The following is a 20400-nucleotide window of genomic DNA, read 5'->3' as shown; positions in this document are numbered from 1 at the left end:
TTTTTTGGGCTGGCTAAAATAACGCTGCGCCTCGGTGAGCGGCATAAACATGATGCTCGCGTCGTATTCGGACATGCCGATCTCGAAGATGGCGACGACCGGATAGCGCTTGGTGCGCGGGGCGATGCCGAGCGCCGTGGATGGACCGCGGGGCGTCAGAATGTTGACTTCGTCGCCGACCTTCACGTTGAGGTCGTTGGCCATGCGGCTGCCCAGCGCCAGACCCGGCTTTCCGTCGAACCCATCCAAAGTGCCGAAGCGGATATTGTTGGAAATGGCCTTGAGGTTTTTGAGGTCCTCTTCGCGTAAGCCGCGCACGAGCGCGCCGCTGGAATTGTAGTGCGTGGAGATCAGCACCTGTCCCTCCACCAAGGGTAGTGCGTATTTCACGCCGTCGACTTTGCGGACGCGCTCGGCCACCTCGTCATAGTCGGTGAACTCGCCGAGGCTATGGACGACCACGTGGCCGTTAAGGCCGAGCATCTTGTCGAACAGCTCCTGGCGGAAGCCGTTCATCACCGCCATGACGATGATCAGCGTGGCGACGCCGAGCATGATGCCGAGGAAGGAGAAGCCGGCGATCACGGAGATGAAGCCTTCCTTCCGCCGTGCCCGCAGGTAACGCCCCGCCACCAGCCATTCGAAGGGTGCAAAAGCCCGCGTGCCGCTTGGAGTGCTTGTGGTGGCGCTCATGCCGCCTCCCTCTTGGCCTGTTCCGCCTTGTCGACGAGCATATTAAGGCTCGCGTCGAAGGTAAGACTATGGCGGGCGCCGGTGGCGCGTTCCTTCACTTCGATTTCTCCGGCCTTCAGGCCCTTGGGCCCCACGACAAGCTGCCAGGGGAGCCCGATCAGGTCCATAGCGGCGAATTTAGCCCCAGCCCGGTCATCGGTGTCGTCATAGAGAATTTCGAGCCCCGCCGCTTGGAGCTTCGCGTAGAGGTCCTCGCAAGCCGCATCGGTGTCCTTATCGCCGGCCTTCAGATTGATCAGGCCGACATCGAAGGGGGCGACGGCTTGCGGCCAGATGATCCCGGCCTCGTCATGGGACGCCTCGATGATAGCGCCGAGCAGCCGTGAGACGCCGACGCCGTAGGAGCCCATCTCGACCGTCACCAGGTCGCCGTCCGGACCTTGGACGCGCGCGCCCATGGCTTCGGAGTACTTCGTGCCGAAATAGAAAACTTGCCCGACCTCGATACCGCGAGCGGAGAGTCGCTTGTCGGCGGGCACCTCCTGCTCGAAGCGCTTCGGATCGTGCACGTCGTCGGTCGCCGCGTAGAGCGCGGTGCGCTGATGGACATATTCGGTGAGATCGCCTGCATAGTCGAGATCGGCCGGGGGCGCCGGCATCTCCACCAGATCCTTGTGACAATAGACCTGGGACTCGCCGGTGTCGGCAAGGATGATGAATTCATGAGAGAGATCGCCGCCGATCGGCCCAGTCTCCGCGCGCATTGGTACCGCGTGAAGTCCCATGCGGGCGAACGTGCGCAAATAGGCGACGAACATCTTGTTGTACGATTTCTCGGCGGCCTCTTTGTCGAGGTCGAAGGAGTAAGAATCCTTCATGAGGAATTCGCGGCCGCGCATCACGCCGAAGCGCGGGCGGATCTCATCTCGGAACTTCCATTGGATGTGATAGAGGATGCGCGGCAGCTCTTTGTAGGACTTCACCGCGTCGCGGAAGATGGCCGTGATCAGTTCTTCGTTGGTCGGCCCATACAGCATGTCGCGTTCGTGGCGGTCCTGGATGCGCAGCATCTCGGCGCCGTAATCGTCATAGCGTCCGCTTTCGCGCCACAGGTCGGCGGACTGGATCGTGGGCATGAGAAGTTCGATCGCACCGGCGCGGTCCTGCTCCTCGCGCACGATCTGTTCGATGTTTCGGAGCACGCGGGTGCCGAGCGGCAGCCAGGTATAGATGCCGGCGCTCGACTGGCGGATCAGCCCTGCGCGCAACATCAACCGATGGGAGACGATCTCCGCTTCCTTCGGGACGTCGCGCAAGAGAGGCAGAAAGTACTGGCTGAGGCGCATCCAAATGCTCTAATGGCGTTGAGGGCCCGGCAAGGCGTGCCCGTTGCGGTGAGCCATGTTTGGCGCGGAAATCGAACCCCCTCGCCGGCCCCGTCTTGGCGGCTAATAGCCAAGATCGCAGGTCTAAGCAATCGGCGTGGGAGTAGGAAATCCGCCAAGGCCGACGAGGCCCCAAACCAGAATGGCTCTTATAATGATTCTCAAGACTAGGGCATCGAAACCCGTGTACAGGCAAGATTAGTGATGCATTGGATTGCAGCCGGGAATTCTGCCTGCGGCCTAGGCGAAAATCGTCCGGATCCGGAGCGGTGATAGGCGCGAGGGTCCGGGACCCCTTGATCAGCGTACCTAAATCTGCGGCGACGGGTCACAATCATGGTGACAATTTGGCACGCCTGGTCTAGGGTCCGGCCACAACGTCGGAGCAATCGGGACCGCTAGCGATCTTGAGAGTCTCGCGTTGAGAGATTGGACTTAAGGTCCAAGTCTTGGGAGGAAGTACTCCTGGCGCGCTAATCGTGTTTTTACATTGGCGCCGCCGCTCTTTAGCAGAAACTCGCAGACCCTGTGACGCGAGTTCGCCAAGCCGAAGAGAAAAGGAGTCACGATACTGAAGCAAGGTCTCGCAGACCTTGCTTTTTTTTGGCTTCGCAACATCGCCTGGCAGTTAGCCCTGCTGCACCTTCTCGTAGCGCGGGAAGAAGGGAATATCGTCCAGCGAGATCATGCGGTGCGCGATGATCGCGTAGATGCCGGCGAAGACGATTGCCGAAATCACCGTTGTGGCGATCATCTTCGGCAGAAGGCGTGGGTGGTGCGGTGCGCTCTCGGCAAAACCTGGCGTACTCTCCTCACCGGCCTCTTCGGAGGTGCGCACGCCGAACGGTAGGATGGCGAACAGCACGATCCACCACACGATGAAATAGACGGCGAAGGCGAAAACAAGGCTCATGATCCTAAGCCTCCTCCAGCTCCACCAAGGTCCCGCAAAAGTCTTTCGGGTGCAGGAACAGCACGGGCTTGCCGTGGGCGCCGATCTTGGGCTCGCCGTCGCCGAGCACGCGCGCGCCGTCTTTCACCAGGCGATCGCGGGCCTCGATGATGTTCGGCACCTCGTAGCAGAGATGGTGGATGCCGCCATTGGGATTGCGCTCCAGAAAGGCGGTGATGGGTGATTTTTCACCAAGCACGCCAAGGAGTTCGATCTTCGTGTTGGGAAGCTCGATGAATACCGTACTGACCCCGTGCTCCGGCTGTTCCTCTTCCGGGGAGACCTTGGCCCCCAGGGTGTTGCGGTAGACGTCGGTCGCGGCTTTCAGGTCGGGTACGGCAATCGCGACATGGTTCAAACGGCCAATCATGTAACTCTGCTCCAGGCTTCAATACGGGATCAATGGTAGCGCATTGCGGCGCGTTTGCGGGACAACAGCGGGTGCGCCCCTGGCAGGCGCTATAGCACCGTCGTGAGGACCGTGCACACGGGCTTCTTGCCCCAGGACTGACCGATGGCCGCGCGCACGCCCCGGCGGACCGCTTCGGCGACGAGCGCGGGGTCTTTGCGCCGAGGCCGGGGAATACTTGTCACCGTACCGATGGCGGCCTCGCGGGCGATCTCCCAAAGCGGTATCCCCCGATTGTCCTCTTCCGGAATTCCCAGCAGCGAGACCTCGGGGTCGCAGACGAGCTCGCCCTTGGTCGTCAGCACCAGCGAGACGGTTACGATCCCGGCGAAGCTGAGCTTGCGGCGATCGCGCACCTGGCCGTGGTCGGCCGCGGTGAGGATCATGCCGTCGCGATAAAGCCGTCCCACCGGTACGTCGGCGATGATCGCGGCAGGTTGCGGCAGGAGGCGCACCATGGTGCCGTTGCGCGCGCGGATGACCTGCTTGACGCCAAGCGCCTCGGCGAACTCCGCGTGTGCTTCCAGGTGGCGGCCCTCTCCGTGCATGGGCACGGCGACATCCGGTTTCAGCCAGTCGTATAGCTGCTTGAGTTCGCCCCGCCGGGGATGCCCGGAGACATGCACCAGCGCGTCCTGATCCGTGAGGATCTCGACCTTGTTGTCGGCGAGCGCATTCTGGACGCGGCCCACGGCCTTCTCGTTCCCAGGGATGGTGCGGGAGGAAAAGATTACCCAGTCGCCAGGCTTCAGGGAGAGGTTCGGATGCTCGCCTGAGGCAATGCGGGCCAAGGCGGCGCGCGCCTCGCCCTGGCTTCCGGTACACAGCGCCACGACTTTGTTCCGGGGCAGGCTCTCGAAGGCCGTCTCTTCGCGAAAGTCGAGTTCCGGATCGAGATAGCCGGTGGCTTGCGCGGCCTCGATGACGCGATACATGGCGCGGCCGGCCACGACGAGTTCGCGGCCCGCCGCCCGCGCGGCCCTCGCCACGGATCCAAGCCGGGCGACGTTCGAGGCGAAGGTCGTCACCGCCACGCATTGCGGCGCTTCGGCGATGAGTTTCTCAAGATTAGCGCCGACCTCCGCTTCGGACGGCGACACGCCCTCGCGGATCGCGTTGGTGGAATCGCAGACAAGCGCGTCGAGCCCGTCCCGCCCAATGGCCCGGAGCCGGTCTTCGTCCGTTGGCGGGCTCGTCAACGGGTTCTCGTCGAGCTTCCAGTCGCCGGTATGCAGGACGCGGCCGAGCGGCGTGGTGATGGCAACGGCCGAGGGCTCGGGGATCGAATGCGACATGGCAATCAGTTCGACGTCGAACGGACCGATGTCGCGGTTTGCGCCAAGCGGTACGACCTCCAGCGGCAAGTCGTCGTCATCGGCCCACATTTCGGCGAGCTTCGACTTCAGCATCTCGGCGGTGAACGGCGTGGCGTAGATCGGCGGGCGGCCGAGCAGAGGCCAAAGATCGGGAATGGCGCCGAAGTGATCTTCGTGCGCATGGGTCAGAAGGAGCCCCGCAATGTTGTGGCGTTCCTCTTCGAGAAAGCGAATGTCGGGCATGATCACGTCGATGCCCGGCTCGTATTCGGAACCGAAGGTCACGCCCATGTCGATGACAAGCCACTGATAGCTATCCCGGCGTCCGTAGCCATAGAGATACAGATTCATGCCGATCTCGCCGACGCCGCCTAAGGGCACGAAGACGAGCGCGTCGCGATTGCGGTCGGGTTTTTTGGGACTTGCGTTCAACAGGGGCTATTGGCTCGCGAAGAAGACGTCGCCGGCTGTGATGAGCCGCTCGCCTTCGTCGGTCTTGAGGCGCAGCGCGCCTTCGGGGTCGAGGCCCGCATAAGCGCCTCGCAGTTCCTCATCGTTCAGCCGCACGATAAGCGGTCGCCCGACGGGACCGGCGCGGTCGAGCCAGGCGCGCCTGATGGTGGGAAACGTGGCGCCCTCGCCCCACTGTTGGAGCCATTCATGGGTGGTTTCGGCCAGCGCTTCCAGCGCGTCGCCGGGCGAGACGGTGAGGCCATAAGCGTCGAGACTGATCGCGGGTTGCGGCAGTTTTTCCGGATGGCTCGCCAGATTGATGCCCGTGCCGATGACGACGACCGATCCATTGTTGTTCGGCGTTCCTACATTCTCCAGCAATGTGCCGGCGATCTTCTCTTCCGCAAGAAGCACGTCGTTGGGCCATTTCAGCAGAAGCTCAGAGCGGCCCTCATAGGCGATGAGCTTGGCGATGGTCTCGTAAGCGATGATCCCGGCGACCAGACCAAGCTCGCTCGCGGTCTGGATCGGACAGTTGAGCCGGATGAGCAGGCTGGCGAAGAGATTGCCGAACTGCGATGTCCACTCTCTGCCTATGCGTCCCCGGCCTTTGGACTGACGCGCCGACCACACCCATAACGGGCCGGGCTCGCCCATGTCGGCGCGGCGGCGGGCTTCCGAACTGGTGGAATCCACACTGTCGAGCCGGACCAACCGGTAGCCGGTCGGCATCTTTGGGGACGGAGAAGCGGAACGGGACATTCAGAACAACGATCAGAACAACGATTTGGCCGCCACCCCAGCTGCGGTAACGAGCGGTGCGGGATAGACGAAGTATAACAGGGTCAGGACGCCGCTCGCTCCCAAGACCCCGGCAAGGATTTTCGGCATGGGCTCGAAGCGTTCGGCAGGCTCGTCAAAATACATGATCTTGACGATGCGCAGATAATAATACGCGCCCACCACGCTCAAGAGCACACCGATGACGGCGAGCACATAGAGCCCCGCCTCGATGGCTGCCAAGAACACGTAGAACTTGGCGAAGAAACCCGCCAGTGGCGGAATGCCGGCGAGCGAGAACAGCAGGATCGCCAGCATGAGTGCCATGCCGGGGCTCGTCTGGGAGAGGCCGGAAAGCTGGTCGATCTCCTCCACCATCTTGCCGTCGCGGCGCAGCGCCAGGATGCAGGCGAATGTACCGAGCGTCATGACAAGATAGATGGCGAGATAGATGATCACGCCCTGCACGCCGTCAGCCGTTCCCGCCGCCAGCCCGACAAGCGCAAAGCCCATATGGCCGATCGAGCTATAGGCCATCAGGCGTTTGATGTTGTGCTGGCCGATCGCGGCAAACGCGCCAAGCGCCATGGAAGCGATGGCCAGGAAGATGACGATCTGTTGCCACTGCATGGTGGCCGCGGGGAACGCTGTGATAACCACGCGTACGGTCAGCGCCATGGCGGCGATCTTGGGCGCGGCGGCGAAGAATGCGGTCACTGGCGTCGGTGCGCCTTCGTAGACATCGGGCGTCCACATGTGGAACGGCACGGCCGAAATCTTGAACGCAAAGCCGACCATCAGGAACACCAGCCCAAAGATCAGGCCTAAACTGATATTCGACGGCTGCACGGCGTTGGCGATCTGCGTGAACTCGGTCGAGCCGGTAAACCCGTAGATCAGCGAGGCGCCGTAGAGCAGCATGCCGGACGACAGCGCGCCGAGGACGAAATATTTGAGGCCGGCCTCCGAGGAGCGCGCGGAGTCCCGTTTGAAAGCGGCGACCACGTAGAGCGCCAGGCTCTGCAATTCCAGTCCGACATAGAGCGTGATGAGATCGTTGGCCGAGACCATCATCAGCATGCCGGTCGCGGCGAACAGCAACAGCACCGGGTATTCGAACTTCACGCCGCCATGCTCGAGCCAGTAGTCGCGCGACAGGATGAGCGCGACCCCGGCACCCGTCAGTGTCATCAGGTCCAGCATGCGTGCGTAAGGATCGACGATGAAGGTGCCGTTGAACGCCGTCGCAGTCCCCTCGCCGCGCGCGACGAAGATGCCGGCCAGGACGAGCACACCCAGAGCGAGCCACAAGATGCGCTCGCCATGTTCGGGCTTGGAGAAGACGCCCAGCATGAGCAGCGCCATGGCGCCGATCGCAAGGGTCAGCTCCGGTAGGATTGGCGCGAAGTTGAGCGTCTCGGTCACGGTCTCGGACATCCTCTACGGTCCGGGCGCAAGCGGCGCCTGTTGGGCGGCGGCAAGGCCCGCTTTGAAGTCAGCCATCAACGCTTCGACCGAGACGGCCGAGACGTCGAGGATGGGATTGGGATGGAAGCCAAACCAAATCGTAATGACGAGGAGCGGGACCATCACGGCGACCTCACGCCAGGAAAGATCGGCGATGTTCTTCAGTGCCGGGTTGACGATGGTGCCGAAGATGATGCGGCGATAGAGCCACAGTGCATAGCCGGCCGACAAGATGATGCCGGTTGCCGCAAGCGCCGCGACCCAGGTGTTGACCTGGAAGGCGCCAAGAAGCGTCAGGAACTCGCCGACAAAGCCAGTCGTGCCCGGCAGGCCGACATTGGCCAGCGTGAAGACCATAAAGAACGCGGCGTAAAGCGGCATGCGGTTCACGAGGCCGTTGAACACGGATATCTCGTGCGTGTGCATGCGGTCGTAAACGACGCCGACGCATAAGAAGAGCGCGGCAGAGACGATGCCGTGGGAAAGCATCAGGAAGATGCCGCCTTGAAGCCCCTGCATGGTGAAGGTGAAGAGACCCATGGTGACAAAGCCCATATGGGCGATCGACGAATAGGCGATCAGCTTCTTCATGTCCTCTTGGGCCAGTGCCACCAGTGAGGTGTAGATGATGGCGATGACCGACAGGGCGAAGATCACGGGCGCGAAATCGGCCGAGGCCAGCGGGAACATCGGGATGGAGAAGCGCAAGAAGCCGTAGCCGCCGAGCTTCAGGAGAATGCCGGCAAGGATCACCGAGCCGGCGGTCGGCGCCTCCACATGCGCGTCCGGTAGCCAGGTGTGTACCGGCCACATGGGCAGCTTCACCGCGAAGGACGCGAGGAAGGCGAACCATAGCCAGGTTTGCATTTCCGGCGGGAAGTCGTAGTTGAGCAGCGCCGGGATGTTGGTCGTGCCCGCTTCCAAGTACATGGCCATGATTGCGAGCAGCATCAGGACGGAGCCAGCGAGCGTATAGAGGAAGAACTTGAAGCTCGCATAGACGCGCCGCTCTCCGCCCCAGATGCCGATGATGAGGAACATCGGGATCAGGCCGCCCTCGAAGAACAGATAGAACATCACGAGGTCGAGCGAGCAGAACACGCCGAGCATCAAGGTCTCGAGCACGAGGAAGGCGATCATGAATTCCTTCACCCGCACTTTGATGGCGCCGAAGCTGGACAGGATGGTCAGCGGCATCAGCAGCGTAGTGAGGATCACGAAGGGCATGGAGATGCCGTCGAGGCCCATGTGGAAGGTGATGGGACCGAGCCAGGGTCTCAGTTCCACGAACTGGAACTGCGCCGTGCCGGGATCGAAGTCGCGCCACAGCAGCAGCGAGATGGCGAAAGTGATGAGCGTCGTCCACAGCGCGATGTAGCGGGCGTTGCGGAAGGCGCTCTCGTCATTGCCGCGCAGCGCAAGGATCAGCAGCGCGCCAAGCAGCGGCAGGAAGGTGACGGTGGAGAGGATCGGCCAGCTGTAACTCATGGGTTAAGCGCCCCTCCGGTGACGATGAAGTAGGTGATGAGGAGCGCGACGCCGATCAGCATGATGAAGGCGTAGTGGTATATGTAGCCGGTCTGCAGCTTGACCACGCGGTTGGTGATGTCGAGTACGCGCGCGGCCACGCCATTGGGGCCGATGCCGTCAATGACGGCGCCGTCACCATACCTCCAGAGGAAGTTCCCAATCCACTTGGAGGGCCGCACGAAGATGCGGTCGTACAGCGCATCGAAGTACCAGGCGTGCAGGAAGAACTTGTTGATCGCCGGGAAGCGCTTGAGCAGTCCGAACGGATAGAGCGGCCGCCACATATAGAAGTACCAAGCGATCAGGAAGCCGAGCGTCATGGCGATCGTCGGCGACAGTGTCAGCCAGAACGGAGCGACGTGATGGGCATCTTGCAGCACGATCGAGTCGCGCCAGAAGGCGACGTGGTCGGGGCCGATGAACAAATGCCGAAAAGCCAGACCGGCGAACAGCGCGCCGGCGGCGAGGATCGCCATCGGCACCGCCATGGTCCAGGGCGGATCGTGAACGTGTGCGGCCATCGCCTTGCCGCCGCGGAAATTGCCTTCGAAGGTGAAGAACATCAGCCGCCAGGTGTAGAGCGCGGTGAGGAAGGCTGCGATCAGCGTCATCCAATAGGTGTATTGGCCGACCAGCGTGTGATCGAACCAAGTGGTCTCGATGATGAAGTCCTTGGAGACGAAGCCGGCCGTCAGCGGGAAAGCAGTGAGCGCCAGCGAGCCGAACAGCATCATGGCAAAGGTAAAGGGCATCATCTTCCGCAAGCCCCCCATGCGGCGCATGTCGCGATTGTCCGCCATGGCATGGGTCACGGCGCCGGCGCATAAGAACAGGCACGCCTTGAAGCAGCCATGGGTGAACAGGTGGAACATGCCGGCGTCGAAGGCCCCGACCCCTTCTGCGGCGAACATGTAGCCGAGCTGCGAGCAGGTCGAGTACGCGATGACGCGCTTGATATCGGTCTGCACCACGGCGGCAGTGGCGGCAAAGAAGGCGCTTGTCGCGCCGATGATGGCGACGAAGGCGAGTGCGTACGGTGCCAGCTCGAAGAGCGGTGACATGCGCGCCACCATGAACACGCCGGCCGTGACCATTGTGGCCGCATGGATCAGCGCGGAGACCGGCGTCGGGCCTTCCATGGCGTCCGGCAACCAGGTGTGCAGCAGGAATTGCGCCGACTTGCCCATGGCGCCCATGAACAGAAGGAAGCAGATCAGCTCCAGCACCGGGACTTCCCAGGACAGGAACGTCATGGTCTTGCCGACTTGGTCAGGCGCGGCGGCGAAGATCGTGTCGTATTGCACAGCACCGAAGGTGATGAACACGGCGAAGATGCCGAGCGCGAAGCCCCAATCGCCGATGCGGTTGACGATAAACGCCTTGATGGCGGCGGCATTCGGTCCGGGCTTGCGGTACCAGAAGCCGATGAGCAGATAAGACGCGAGGCCAACGCCCTCCCAGCCGAAGAACAGCTGGACGAGATCGTCGGAGGTCACCAGCGCCAGCATGGCGAAGGTGAACATGGAGAGATAGGCGAAGAACCGCTCCTTGTGCGGGTCCTCGTCCATGTAGCCGACAGAATAGAGGTGCACCACGGAGGACACAGTGTTGACCACAACGAGCATCACGGCAGTCAGCGTGTCGACGCGGATCGACCAATAGGTCTTGAAGTCACCGGACTGCATCCAGCCGAGCAGCGTGATGCGGACGTCGTTGCCTTCGATGGCGACTTGATAGAAAGCGATCCACGACAAGAACGCGGTGACGAACATCAGCGAGATGGTCACGACCTCGCAGGCCCGCGCGCCGACGACCCGGCCAAAGAGACCGGCGAACAGCGCCCCGATCAGGGGTAGGAAGAGGATCGCGTGATACATCACGTCTTGCCGTCAGCCTTTCAGGAGATGGATTTCGGCGACGTCGATCGTGCCGCGATTACGGAAGTAGACGACGACGATGGCGAGCCCGATGGCCGCCTCCGCCGCCGCGACGGTCAATACGATCAGCGCAAAGACCTGGCCGACCAGATCGGCTTGGAAGGAGGAGAACGCCACGAGATTGATATTGACCGCGAGCAGCATGAGCTCGATCGACATCAAGATGACGATGACGTTCTTGCGGTTGAGGAAAATGCCGAAGACGCCAATGGTGAACAGCACGGCAGCCACGGTGAGGTAGTGGGACAGACCGATGGTCATTTGAGGCCCCTCCCCGATTCCACCTCGACCACTTCAATGGCGGTCTCAGGCGTGCGCGCCACTTGCGCGGAGATGGACTGACGACGCACATCGCGCTTGTGATGTAGCGTGAGAACGATGGCGCCGATCATGGCGACGAGGAGAATGAGGCCGGCTGCCTCGAAGAGATAGACGTATTGAGTATAGAGCACGTTGCCCAAGGCTTTCGTGTTGCTCACCTCGGCCACGGGAGGCGTCGGGGCATTGTGCACGAGATCGGGTGCGGTGACCCATGTGCCAACCACGAAGACAAGCTCGACCAGCAGTAGCAGCCCGACCACGGCGCCGACGGGCAGATATTTGATGAAGCCCGCGCGCAGCTCGGCGAAGTCAATATCGAGCATCATCACCACGAACAGGAACAGCACCATGACCGCGCCGACATAGACAACGACCAGGATCATGGCGAGGAACTCCGCGCCAAGCAGCACGAACAGTCCCGCCGCATTGAAGAAAGCAAGAATGAGGAACAGCACCGCGTGCACGGGGTTCTTCGACGCAACAACCATGAAGGCGGCGCCGATGCACATAATGGAGAAGAGATAGAAGAACAGCGCGGACAGCATCATGCAGCCTTCTTCGTCACGCAGTTCTTGTTTGTCCCAAAATCCCCCACGTCACCCCTCATCGATACGGCGAGTCCAGCGCGATGTTCTTGGCGATCTCACTCTCCCAGCGATCACCGTTCGCTAGCAGCCGTTCCTTGTCGTAGTACAACTCCTCCCGCGTCTCGGTCCCGAACTCGAAATTCGGTCCCTCGACAATGGCTTCGACCGGGCATGCCTCCTGGCAGAAACCGCAATAGATGCATTTCACCATGTCGATGTCATAGCGGGTGGTGCGGCGCGTGCCGTCGTTGCGCCGCGGCCCCGCTTCGATGGTGATGGCCTGCGCCGGGCAAATCGCCTCGCACAGCTTGCAGGCAATGCAGCGCTCCTCGCCGTTCGGATAGCGGCGAAGCGCATGCTCCCCGCGAAATCTTGGACTTAAGGGCCCTTTTTCGAAGGGGTAGTTCAAGGTCGCCTTCGGCGCCACGAAGTATTTCATGGCGAGCCAGAAGGCGGACACGAACTCCACCAGGAGAAGAGATTTTGCAGCTTGGGCAAATCGGCTCACGCGCTCACTCCTCTAAAATCCATGTTCCCAAAGGCGCAACACCGCGGCGACAATGACCACGGCGGCGAGAGACAAAGGCAGAAATACCTTCCAGCCGAGCCGCATCAGTTGATCGTAGCGATAGCGCGGCACCATGGCTTTCACCATGGAGACAAGGAAGAACAAGAAGAAGAGCTTCAGGAGGAACCATATCACGCCGGGTATCCAGGTGAAGGGCACCACGTCGAAGGGCGGCAGCCAGCCGCCGAAGAAGAGGACGACTCCAAGCCCGCACAGCAGAAGAATCGCGACGTACTCGCCCAGCATGAAGAGCATGTAGGGCGTGGACGAATACTCGACCATGAAACCGGCCACGAGTTCCGATTCCGCCTCGAGCAGATCGAAGGGCGGTCGGTTGGTCTCCGCGAGACAGGAGATAAAGTAGATGACGAACATCGGGAACAGTGGCAGCCAGTACCAGCCGAACAGGCCAAGCCCCCGGTCTTGCGCCTGGACGATCTCCGTCAGGTTCAGCGATCCGGCGCAAAGCAGTGCGGTGATTATGACGAAGCCGATGGAGACTTCGTAGGAGACCATCTGCGCGGCCGAGCGGAGCGCGGCAAGAAAGGCGTATTTCGAGTTGGACGCCCAGCCGGCCATGATCACGCCGTACACTTGCAGGCTGGAGATGGCGAAGATGTAGAGCACGCCGACATTGATGTCGGAAACGGCCCAGCCCTCGTCCACCGGCATGACCGCCCAGGCGGAAATGGCGAGGCCTGCGGTGATGATCGGCGCCAGCAGGAAGATGCCCTTGTTGGAGCCCGCCGGGATGATGACCTCTTTGAAAACGAACTTCAGAAGGTCGGCGAAGGACTGCCAGAGGCCGAACGGTCCCACCACGTTTGGTCCGCGCCGCATCTGCACGGCGGCCCAGACCTTGCGGTCGGCGTAAAGCACGAAGGCGACGACGATCAGCAGGATCACGATCATCGCCACGCTGTGCACAATCGTCAGCGCGGTCGGCAAACCGTATTCGGTCCAGAACTCAGCCATCGGTGCCGGTCGCTTTCTCCGGGCCGCCCGCGTGCATGGCGCTGAGGTTCGCCATGATGGCGGAGGCACGGGCCACCGGATTGGACAGGTAATAGTCGCCGACGACGAGGCCGAAGCGGGTCCGCGTCATCTTTGCCGCCGAGCTTGCGAGCTTGTCGAGAGCGGACGTGTCGGCCGGCTCCACAGAATCCAGATGCGCGAGCGTCGGTGCGGCCTCGTACATCTTCGCGCGGAGCTCCTCCAGGCTGCCGAAGGCAAGCGTCTGCCCCAGAGCCCCGGACAATGCATGCAGAATCGTCCAATCCTCGCGGGCCTCGCCAGGCGGGAAGATGGCACGCGCGGTCATTTGCGCGCGGCCTTCCGTGTTCACATAGGTGCCTTCCTTCTCGGTATAGGCGGCGCACGGCAGGATCACGTCGGCGCGGTGTGCGCCGCGATCGCCATGACTGCCCTGATAGATGACGAAGGCATCGCCGAGGCGTTCCATGTCGATCTCGTCGGCACCGAGCAGATAAACGACGTCGAGTTTGCCTTTGCCGGCCGCATCGAGCATCGCATCCACGTCGAGACCGCCCTTCCCCGGGACCAGCCCAAGATCGAGACCGCCAACGCGGGCGGCGGCGGTGTGCAGCACGTTGAAACCGTTCCAGCCGGACGCGATCGCGCCGACTTTCTTCGCCGCCCGAACGGCGAGCGCCAGCACGGCAGCCCCGTCGGCACGCGTCAGCGCGGCTTGGCCAATGACGATCAGCGGCTTCTCGGCGTTCTGAAGCGTCTTGGCGAAAGCATGCGAGCCGTCGGCAATCTTGGCGAGCGTCTCCGGCCCTGCGCCGAGGTAATCGTAGTCATAGGTGAGATCGACTTCCGTCCCGATCAGGGCGACGGGGAGGCCTTCTTCGAGGCGCGTCCAACGCTTGCGGATGCGCGCATTGAGGACCGGCGCCTCCACGCGCGGGTCCGTGCCGATGAACAGTACGGCGTCGGCGTCTTCGACGCCCCCGATCGTGGTGTTGAAGAGATAGCTGGCGCGGCCCGACGCCGGATCGAGCTTGGTGCCGTCCTGGCGGCAATCGATGTTCGGTGAGCCCAGCGCTTCGGTAAGCTGCTTGAGGGCGAACATGTCTTCGGCCGCGGCGAGGTCTCCGGCGATGGCGCCGAACTTCGCGCCGTCGAGGCCCTTAAGCTTTTTGGCGATCGCGGCAAAGGCGTCGTCCCAGCTGCACGGGACGAGCTTGCCGTTCTTGCGGACATAGGGCCGGTCGAGGCGTTGGGTACGCAAGCCGTCCCACACATGCCGCGCCTTGTCGGAGATCCACTCCTCGTTCACCTCGTCGTTGATGCGCGGCAGGATGCGTAAGACCTCGCGGCCGCGTGCATCGACACGGATGGACGAGCCGAGCGCATCCATGACGTCGATGGAGGGTGTCTTGGAGAGTTCCCAGGGGCGCGCATGGAATGCGTAAGGTTTCGACGTCAGTGCGCCGACAGGACAAAGATCGACGACATTGCCCGACAGGTTCGAGTGCATTCCGTGCTCAAGATAGGTGGAGATCTCCGTGTCCTCGCCACGGCCGATGGCGCCCAATTCCTGGACGCCGGCGACTTCGGTCATGAAGCGGACACAGCGCGTGCAGTGGATGCAACGCGTCATGCAGGTGTCGATGAGCGGGCCGAGATATTTGTCTTCGACGGCGCGCTTGTTGTCGTGAAAGCGGCCGGCGTCGAAGCCGAACGCCATGGTTTGATCTTGCAGGTCGCATTCGCCGCCCTGATCGCAGATCGGACAATCGAGCGGGTGATTGATCAGCAGGAATTCGAGCGTGCCTTCCTGCGCCTTCTTGGTCGTCTCCGAGTGCGTCAGGATGGTTGGCGGCGTGCCGTCGCGTCCGGGGCGCAGATCGTTCACCGACATGGCGCAGGAGGCCACGGGCTTTGGCATGCCGATCACTTCGACGAGGCACATGCGGCAATTGCCGGCGATGGACAGGCGCTCGTGGTAACAGAAGCGCGGGATCTCAACGCCGGCGAGCTCACACGCCTGGATCAGCGTGATGCCGTCCGGGACGTCGTGCTCTTTGTCGTTGATGATCAGCTTCGGCATGCTTGCCCCTACTCCGCGGCCACTGGAACGGACGGTTTTGTCGCTGCCGCGTCGATGCGTTCTTCGATGACGTGACGGAAATGCCGGATCAGGCCTTGCACCGGCCAGGCGGCGGCGTCACCCAGCGCGCAGATCGTGTGGCCTTCGACTTGATGGCTCACGTCGAGCAGCATCTCGATCTCACCCTTCCGTGCATTGCCGTCGGCCATGCGCTCCAGCACGCGCCACATCCAGCCCGTGCCTTCGCGGCAGGGCGTGCACTGGCCGCAAGACTCGTGCTTGTAGAAATAGGCGATGCGCGCGATTGCCCGGATGATGTCGGTCGACTTGTCCATGACGATGACACCGGCGGTGCCAAGTGCGGTATCGACGGCTTTGAGACTGTCGTAGTCCATCAGCACGGTGTCGCAGAGGCTGGCGGGAAGGCACGGCACCGACGAGCCGCCCGGGATGACCGCCAGGAGATTGTCCCAGCCGCCGCGTACCCCGCCCGCGTAAGTGTCGATCAGCTCGCGCAAGGGAATGCCCATCTCTTCTTCGACGGTGCAGGGCTTATTCACGTGGCCGGAGATGCAATAGAGCTTGGTGCCGGTGTTACCGGGACGGCCGAGGGCGGCGTACCAGGTGGCACCACGGCGCATGATGTCCGGCACCGAGGCGAGGGTCTCCACGTTGTTGACCGTGGTCGGTGCGCCCCACACGCCGCAATTGGCAGGAAATGGCGGCTTTAGGCGCGGCTGACCCTTCTTGCCTTCGAGGCTTTCCAGGAGCGCTGTTTCCTCGCCGCAGATATAGGCCCCGGCCCCGTGATGGACGAAAATTTCGAAGTCCCAGCCATTGACGTTGTTCTTGCCGACGAGCTTGGCGGCGTAGGCTTCGTCGATGGCCGCTTGCATAATCTCGCGTTCGGCGATGAACTCGCCGCGAATATAGACGTAAGCGGTATGCGCGCGCATGGCGAAGGCGGCGAGCAGCGCGCCCTCGATGAGAAGATGCGGGTCGTGGCGAATGATCTCCCGGTCCTTGCAGGTGCCGGGCTCCGATTCATCGGCGTTGACGGCGAGGTAGCTCGGGCGGCTGTCGTTCTTGGGCATGAACGACCATTTGAGACCTGTCGGGAATCCGGCACCGCCCCGGCCGCGCAAGCCGGATGCCTTCACCTCATCGATCACGCCGTCATGGCCCCTGGCGATGAAGCTCTTGGTGCCGTCCCAGGCGCCACGCGCCCGCGCCGCCGGCAGCCGCCAACTGTGCAGGCCATAGAGGTTGGTGAAGATGCGATCCTTGTCCGGGAGCATCAGCGCGACCTCGCCTTGGCTGTCTCGTCGGACGTACCCGCATAACCCGGCTCGGGGCCAGACTTGTCCTTAGCGTAGAGCGCAGGATCGGTGAGCGTGTTGGGGCCGCCTTCAGGGGCTGCGGCCTGGCGGCCGTCTTGTGGGCCGGGCTCAACGTTTTCCCCTTTGCGGAGTTTGCCGAGCAGCGCCTCGAAACTCTCCGGCGTCAGGTCCTCGTAATAGTACTTGTTGATCTGCGCCATGGGCGCGTTCACGCAGGCGCCAAGACATTCGACCTCGGTCCAGGAGAACATGCCGTCGTCGCTGACAGTGTCCTTCGGACCGATGTGTTTGCGGCAGACGTCCTTGATGTCCTCCGCGCCGCTGAGCATGCAAGGCGTCGTGCCGCACACTTGCACGTAGTAGCGGCCGACCGGCGCCAGATTGTACATCGTGTAGAAGGTGACGATCTCGTAGACCCGGATATAGGGCATACCGAGCATGTCGGCGACGTAGCGCAGTGCAGGCTCGGAGATCCAGCCGTCGTTCTGCTCCTGGGCGCGCCATAGCAGCGACAGCACGGCCGAAGCCTGGCGGCCTTCCGGGTATTTGGCGATCTCAGCCTTGGCCCATTTCAGGTTCTCGGGCGTGAAGGCGAAGCCCTCAGGCTGATCGGCGGCGAGGCGTCGGACGCTCATCTCAATCTTCTTGTGCGATCGGCGCCGGGTCGTGCCCAGACAAGCGCAAATCGCTGTGAACTGACTTCCGTAAGGCCTTCAAGAGTCTTGCCGACCGGGAACGATTTCGCAATGCACAAATCGTCATCGGTCGATTTCCCCAAAGACAACATCGATCGACCCCAGCACTGCCGACACATCCGCCAGCATGTGCCCGCGGCAGAGGAAATCGAGCGCCGCGAGATGGGGATAGCTCGGCGGCCTGATCTTGCAGCGGTAAGGCCGGTTCGACCCGTCGGCGACTAGATAGACGCCGAATTCGCCCTTGGGCGCTTCGACGGCGGCGTAGGCCTCGCCTTTCGGGACGTGGTAGCCCTCGGTGTACAGCTTGAAGTGGTGGATGAGGGATTCCATGGAGCCCTTCATCTTGGCGCGGTGCGGCGGCACCATCTTGTGGTTGTCGACGGTGACGGGGCCCGGCGTCGTCGTCAGCATCTCGCAACATTGCTTCATGATGCGGATGGCCTGGCGCATCTCTTCCATGCGGAGCAGATAACGGTCGTAGCAGTCGCCGTTCTTGCCGATGGGAATGTCGAACTCGAGTTCTTCGTAGCACTCGTAAGGCTGGCTCTTGCGCAAGTCCCACGCCGCGCCCGTGGAGCGGACCATCACGCCCGAAAAGCCATAGGCCCAAGCGTCCTTCTCGCTGAACACGCCGATATCCACATTGCGCTGCTTGAAGATGCGGTTATGGGTCAGCAGTCCTTCGATGTCGTCGCAGACTTTAAGAAAGGGATCGCAGAAGGCGTAGATGTCGTCGACCAAGGCCGGCGGCAGATCCTGGTGCACGCCGCCGGGGCGGACATAGGCCGCATGCATGCGGCTGCCACTGGCCCGCTCGTAGAACACCATTAGCTTCTCGCGCTCCTCGAAGCCCCAGAGCGGCGGCGTCAGCGCGCCGACATCCAAGGCTTGCGTGGTGATGTTCAGAAGATGCGACAACAAGCGACCGATTTCGGAGTAGAGCACGCGGATCAGCTGGGCACGCTTGGGGACACTCAGTCCCAACAGCTTCTCCACGGTGAGCGCGAAGGCATGCTCCTGGTTCATCGGCGCGACGTAATCGAGCCGGTCGAAATACGGAACGGCTTGGAGATAGGTCTTGTGCTCGATCAGCTTCTCGGTGCCGCGGTGCAGCAGCCCGATATGCGGATCGACGCGCTCGACAACCTCGCCGTCCAGTTCGAGCACGAGGCGCAGCACGCCATGTGCCGCAGGATGCTGCGGCCCGAAATTGATGGTGAAGGTACGGTCGTCCCCTTCCCGCTTGCCGCTGTCCACGACGTCTTTGGTGTCGGTCTCGGCCATCGGCTTTAGCTGTCCCCCTTCGGCTCTTCGGCAGGGCCCGCCTTCTCGTCACCAGGGATCGCCGTGTCCATGGCTTCCCAAGGGCTCAGATAGTCGAAATTGCGGAACTCCTGCATGAGCTTCACGGGCTCATAGACAACGCGCTTGAGTTCGTCGTCGTAGCGCAACTCGACGAAGCCGGTGAGCGGGAAGTCTTTACGCAAGGGATGACCTTGAAAACCGTAATCGGTGAGCAGCCGGCGCAGGTCCGGGTGGCCTTCGAACTCAATGCCGTAAAGGTCGTACGCCTCGCGCTCGAACCAGTTGGCCCCGGGGAACAGATCGACAATGCTCGGGACTGGCGTGTCGGCGCTTGCCGGCACACGGACACGGACGCGGTGATTAAGCCAGGGGCTCAAGAAGTGATAGACGACATCGAAACGCTCATCGCGGTCGGGATAGTCCACGCCGCAAATATCGATGATCGATGCGAAGCGGCAGCGCTCGTCGTCGCGCAAGAACGTGATGACGTCACGCACGCTGTCGCGCTTCACCTCAATGGTGAGTTCGCCGAGTGCCACGTCGAACCGCACGAGTTTCGGCCCGAGCTTTCCGGAGAGGTAAGCGCCCAGCTTATTGAGTGCGTCGTCCATCAAATACCCAGGATCAGAGTGGACTGGAGGTCAGCGTTCGATCGTACCTGTCCGCCTGATCTTCTTCTGTAGGAGTAGTACGCCATAGACGAGCGCTTCGGCCGTTGGAGGACACCCAGGAACGTAGATGTCCACAGGTACGATCCGATCGCAGCCGCGCACCACAGAGTAGGAGTAGTGATAGTAGCCCCCGCCATTGGCGCAGGAGCCCATAGAGATAACGTAGCGGGGCTCGGGCATCTGGTCGTAGACCTTGCGCAGAGCGGGCGCCATTTTGTTGCAGAGCGTGCCGGCGACGATCATCACGTCGGACTGACGCGGACTGGCGCGCGGTGCGAAGCCGAACCTCTCCAGATCGTAGCGGGGCATCGACGCCTGCATCATTTCAACGGCGCAGCACGCGAGGCCGAACGTCATCCACATGAGGGACCCGGTGCGCGACCAGTTTATGAGGTCGTCGGCGGTGGTGAGTAGAAAGCCCTTGTCGGCGAGTTCGTCGGAGAAGGTGCCGAATGTAGTGGCGCCGGCTGTGATCTGGCCGCCGCCCTTCCCTTCCGTCTCGAACCTGACTTCAGGCATCAATCCCATTCGAGCGCGCCTTTCCGCCACTCATAAATGAAGCCGATCGTGAGCACGCCGAGGAACACGATCATCGACCAGAACCCGAGCGCGCCAATGTCTCCGAAGGCGACGGCCCAGGGGAACAGAAATGCGACTTCCAAGTCGAAGATAATGAAAAGCAGCGACACGAGATAGAAGCGCACGTCGAATTTCATCCGCGCGTCATCAAACGCGTCGAAGCCGCATTCATAGGCCGAGACTTTCTCGGGATCCGGATTGCGTACGGCGATGACGAAGGGCACGACCAGCAGGATGGTGCTGATGACGAATGCGATGCCGATGAAGATGACGAGGGGAAGGTAATCTTGAAGCAGCTGGCCCATGGCTCTTCCGAAGCCTTCTTTTGCATTC

The 20400-nt window shown here is 62.1% G+C and carries 20 protein-coding genes; all 20 read right to left on the bottom strand.

The window, feature by feature from the left end; translation table 11 throughout:
* The coding region (locus ABY454_RS06365; RefSeq protein ID WP_372929343.1) for an ABC transporter permease at positions 1–693 on the bottom strand (693 nt) is incomplete at its 3' end.
* The gene (gene proS, locus ABY454_RS06360) at positions 690–2039 is read right to left on the bottom strand and encodes a proline--tRNA ligase (RefSeq protein WP_372929342.1); all 1350 of its coding nucleotides are present in this window, start codon (positions 2037–2039) and stop codon (positions 690–692) included. The genes proS and ABY454_RS06365, both read right to left, overlap by 4 nt.
* 667 nt (positions 2040–2706) lie before the next feature.
* Positions 2707–2991 (bottom strand): DUF1467 family protein, encoded by a 285-nt coding sequence (locus ABY454_RS06355; protein WP_372929341.1) that lies wholly within the window; start codon positions 2989–2991, stop codon positions 2707–2709.
* Positions 2992–2995: 4 nt separating this feature from the next.
* A complete protein-coding gene (mce, locus tag ABY454_RS06350; protein ID WP_372929340.1) occupies positions 2996–3400 on the bottom strand; it encodes a methylmalonyl-CoA epimerase in 405 nt (134 codons plus the stop codon).
* Between the two features lie 89 nt (positions 3401–3489).
* On the bottom strand, positions 3490–5187 hold the full coding sequence (locus tag ABY454_RS06345; RefSeq protein ID WP_372929339.1) for a ribonuclease J: 1698 nt from the start codon (positions 5185–5187) through the stop codon (positions 3490–3492).
* 6 nt (positions 5188–5193) lie between these two features.
* Complete coding sequence (locus ABY454_RS06340; protein ID WP_372929338.1) at positions 5194–5970, bottom strand: biotin--[acetyl-CoA-carboxylase] ligase; 777 nt, start codon at positions 5968–5970, stop codon at positions 5194–5196.
* Between the two features lie 12 nt (positions 5971–5982).
* Positions 5983–7425: an NADH-quinone oxidoreductase subunit NuoN gene (nuoN, locus tag ABY454_RS06335; RefSeq protein WP_372929337.1), complete on the bottom strand. Its 1443-nt coding sequence runs from the start codon at positions 7423–7425 to the stop codon at positions 5983–5985.
* Positions 7426–7428: 3 nt separating this feature from the next.
* The gene (locus ABY454_RS06330; protein ID WP_372929336.1) at positions 7429–8943 is read right to left on the bottom strand and encodes an NADH-quinone oxidoreductase subunit M; all 1515 of its coding nucleotides are present in this window, start codon (positions 8941–8943) and stop codon (positions 7429–7431) included.
* Positions 8940–10865 (bottom strand): NADH-quinone oxidoreductase subunit L, encoded by a 1926-nt coding sequence (gene nuoL / locus ABY454_RS06325; protein ID WP_372929335.1) that lies wholly within the window; start codon positions 10863–10865, stop codon positions 8940–8942. The genes ABY454_RS06330 and nuoL overlap by 4 nt, the downstream gene beginning before the upstream one ends.
* A 9-nt stretch (positions 10866–10874) precedes the next feature.
* Positions 10875–11183 (bottom strand): NADH-quinone oxidoreductase subunit NuoK, encoded by a 309-nt coding sequence (gene nuoK / locus ABY454_RS06320; protein WP_372929334.1) that lies wholly within the window; start codon positions 11181–11183, stop codon positions 10875–10877.
* Positions 11180–11791: an NADH-quinone oxidoreductase subunit J gene (locus tag ABY454_RS06315; RefSeq protein ID WP_372929333.1), complete on the bottom strand. Its 612-nt coding sequence runs from the start codon at positions 11789–11791 to the stop codon at positions 11180–11182. The genes nuoK and ABY454_RS06315 overlap by 4 nt, the downstream gene beginning before the upstream one ends.
* Before the next feature lie 55 nt (positions 11792–11846).
* Positions 11847–12338 (bottom strand): NADH-quinone oxidoreductase subunit NuoI, encoded by a 492-nt coding sequence (gene nuoI / locus ABY454_RS06310; protein WP_372929332.1) that lies wholly within the window; start codon positions 12336–12338, stop codon positions 11847–11849.
* A gap of 12 nt (positions 12339–12350) precedes the next feature.
* Complete coding sequence (gene nuoH / locus ABY454_RS06305) at positions 12351–13373, bottom strand: NADH-quinone oxidoreductase subunit NuoH (RefSeq protein WP_372929331.1); 1023 nt, start codon at positions 13371–13373, stop codon at positions 12351–12353.
* Positions 13366–15474 (bottom strand): NADH-quinone oxidoreductase subunit NuoG, encoded by a 2109-nt coding sequence (gene nuoG / locus ABY454_RS06300; protein WP_372929330.1) that lies wholly within the window; start codon positions 15472–15474, stop codon positions 13366–13368. Before nuoG ends, nuoH begins: the two co-directional genes overlap by 8 nt.
* Positions 15475–15482: 8 nt before the next feature.
* Positions 15483–16772: an NADH-quinone oxidoreductase subunit NuoF gene (nuoF, locus tag ABY454_RS06295; protein ID WP_372929329.1), complete on the bottom strand. Its 1290-nt coding sequence runs from the start codon at positions 16770–16772 to the stop codon at positions 15483–15485.
* Entirely contained in the window at positions 16772–17449 is a 678-nt protein-coding gene (nuoE, locus tag ABY454_RS06290; RefSeq protein WP_372929328.1) for an NADH-quinone oxidoreductase subunit NuoE, read from the bottom strand. Before nuoE ends, nuoF begins: the two co-directional genes overlap by 1 nt.
* 123 nt (positions 17450–17572) lie before the next feature.
* Positions 17573–18796, bottom strand: a complete 1224-nt coding sequence (locus tag ABY454_RS06285) for an NADH-quinone oxidoreductase subunit D (RefSeq protein WP_372929327.1) — start codon at positions 18794–18796, stop codon at positions 17573–17575.
* 5 nt (positions 18797–18801) lie between these two features.
* On the bottom strand, positions 18802–19428 hold the full coding sequence (locus ABY454_RS06280) for an NADH-quinone oxidoreductase subunit C (RefSeq protein WP_372929326.1): 627 nt from the start codon (positions 19426–19428) through the stop codon (positions 18802–18804).
* 30 nt (positions 19429–19458) lie between these two features.
* Positions 19459–20016 (bottom strand): NADH-quinone oxidoreductase subunit B family protein, encoded by a 558-nt coding sequence (locus tag ABY454_RS06275; RefSeq protein WP_372929325.1) that lies wholly within the window; start codon positions 20014–20016, stop codon positions 19459–19461.
* Positions 20007–20372: an NADH-quinone oxidoreductase subunit A gene (locus ABY454_RS06270; protein WP_372929324.1), complete on the bottom strand. Its 366-nt coding sequence runs from the start codon at positions 20370–20372 to the stop codon at positions 20007–20009. The genes ABY454_RS06275 and ABY454_RS06270 overlap by 10 nt, the downstream gene beginning before the upstream one ends.
* Positions 20373–20400 lie beyond the last annotated feature (28 nt).

It is taken from the genome of Methyloceanibacter sp. (genome assembly GCF_041573655.1).
GTDB lineage: Bacteria > Pseudomonadota > Alphaproteobacteria > Rhizobiales > Methyloligellaceae > Methyloceanibacter.
The sequence above is the reverse complement of the archived record's forward strand: the minus strand, read 5'-3'. Positions and strand labels throughout refer to the sequence as shown.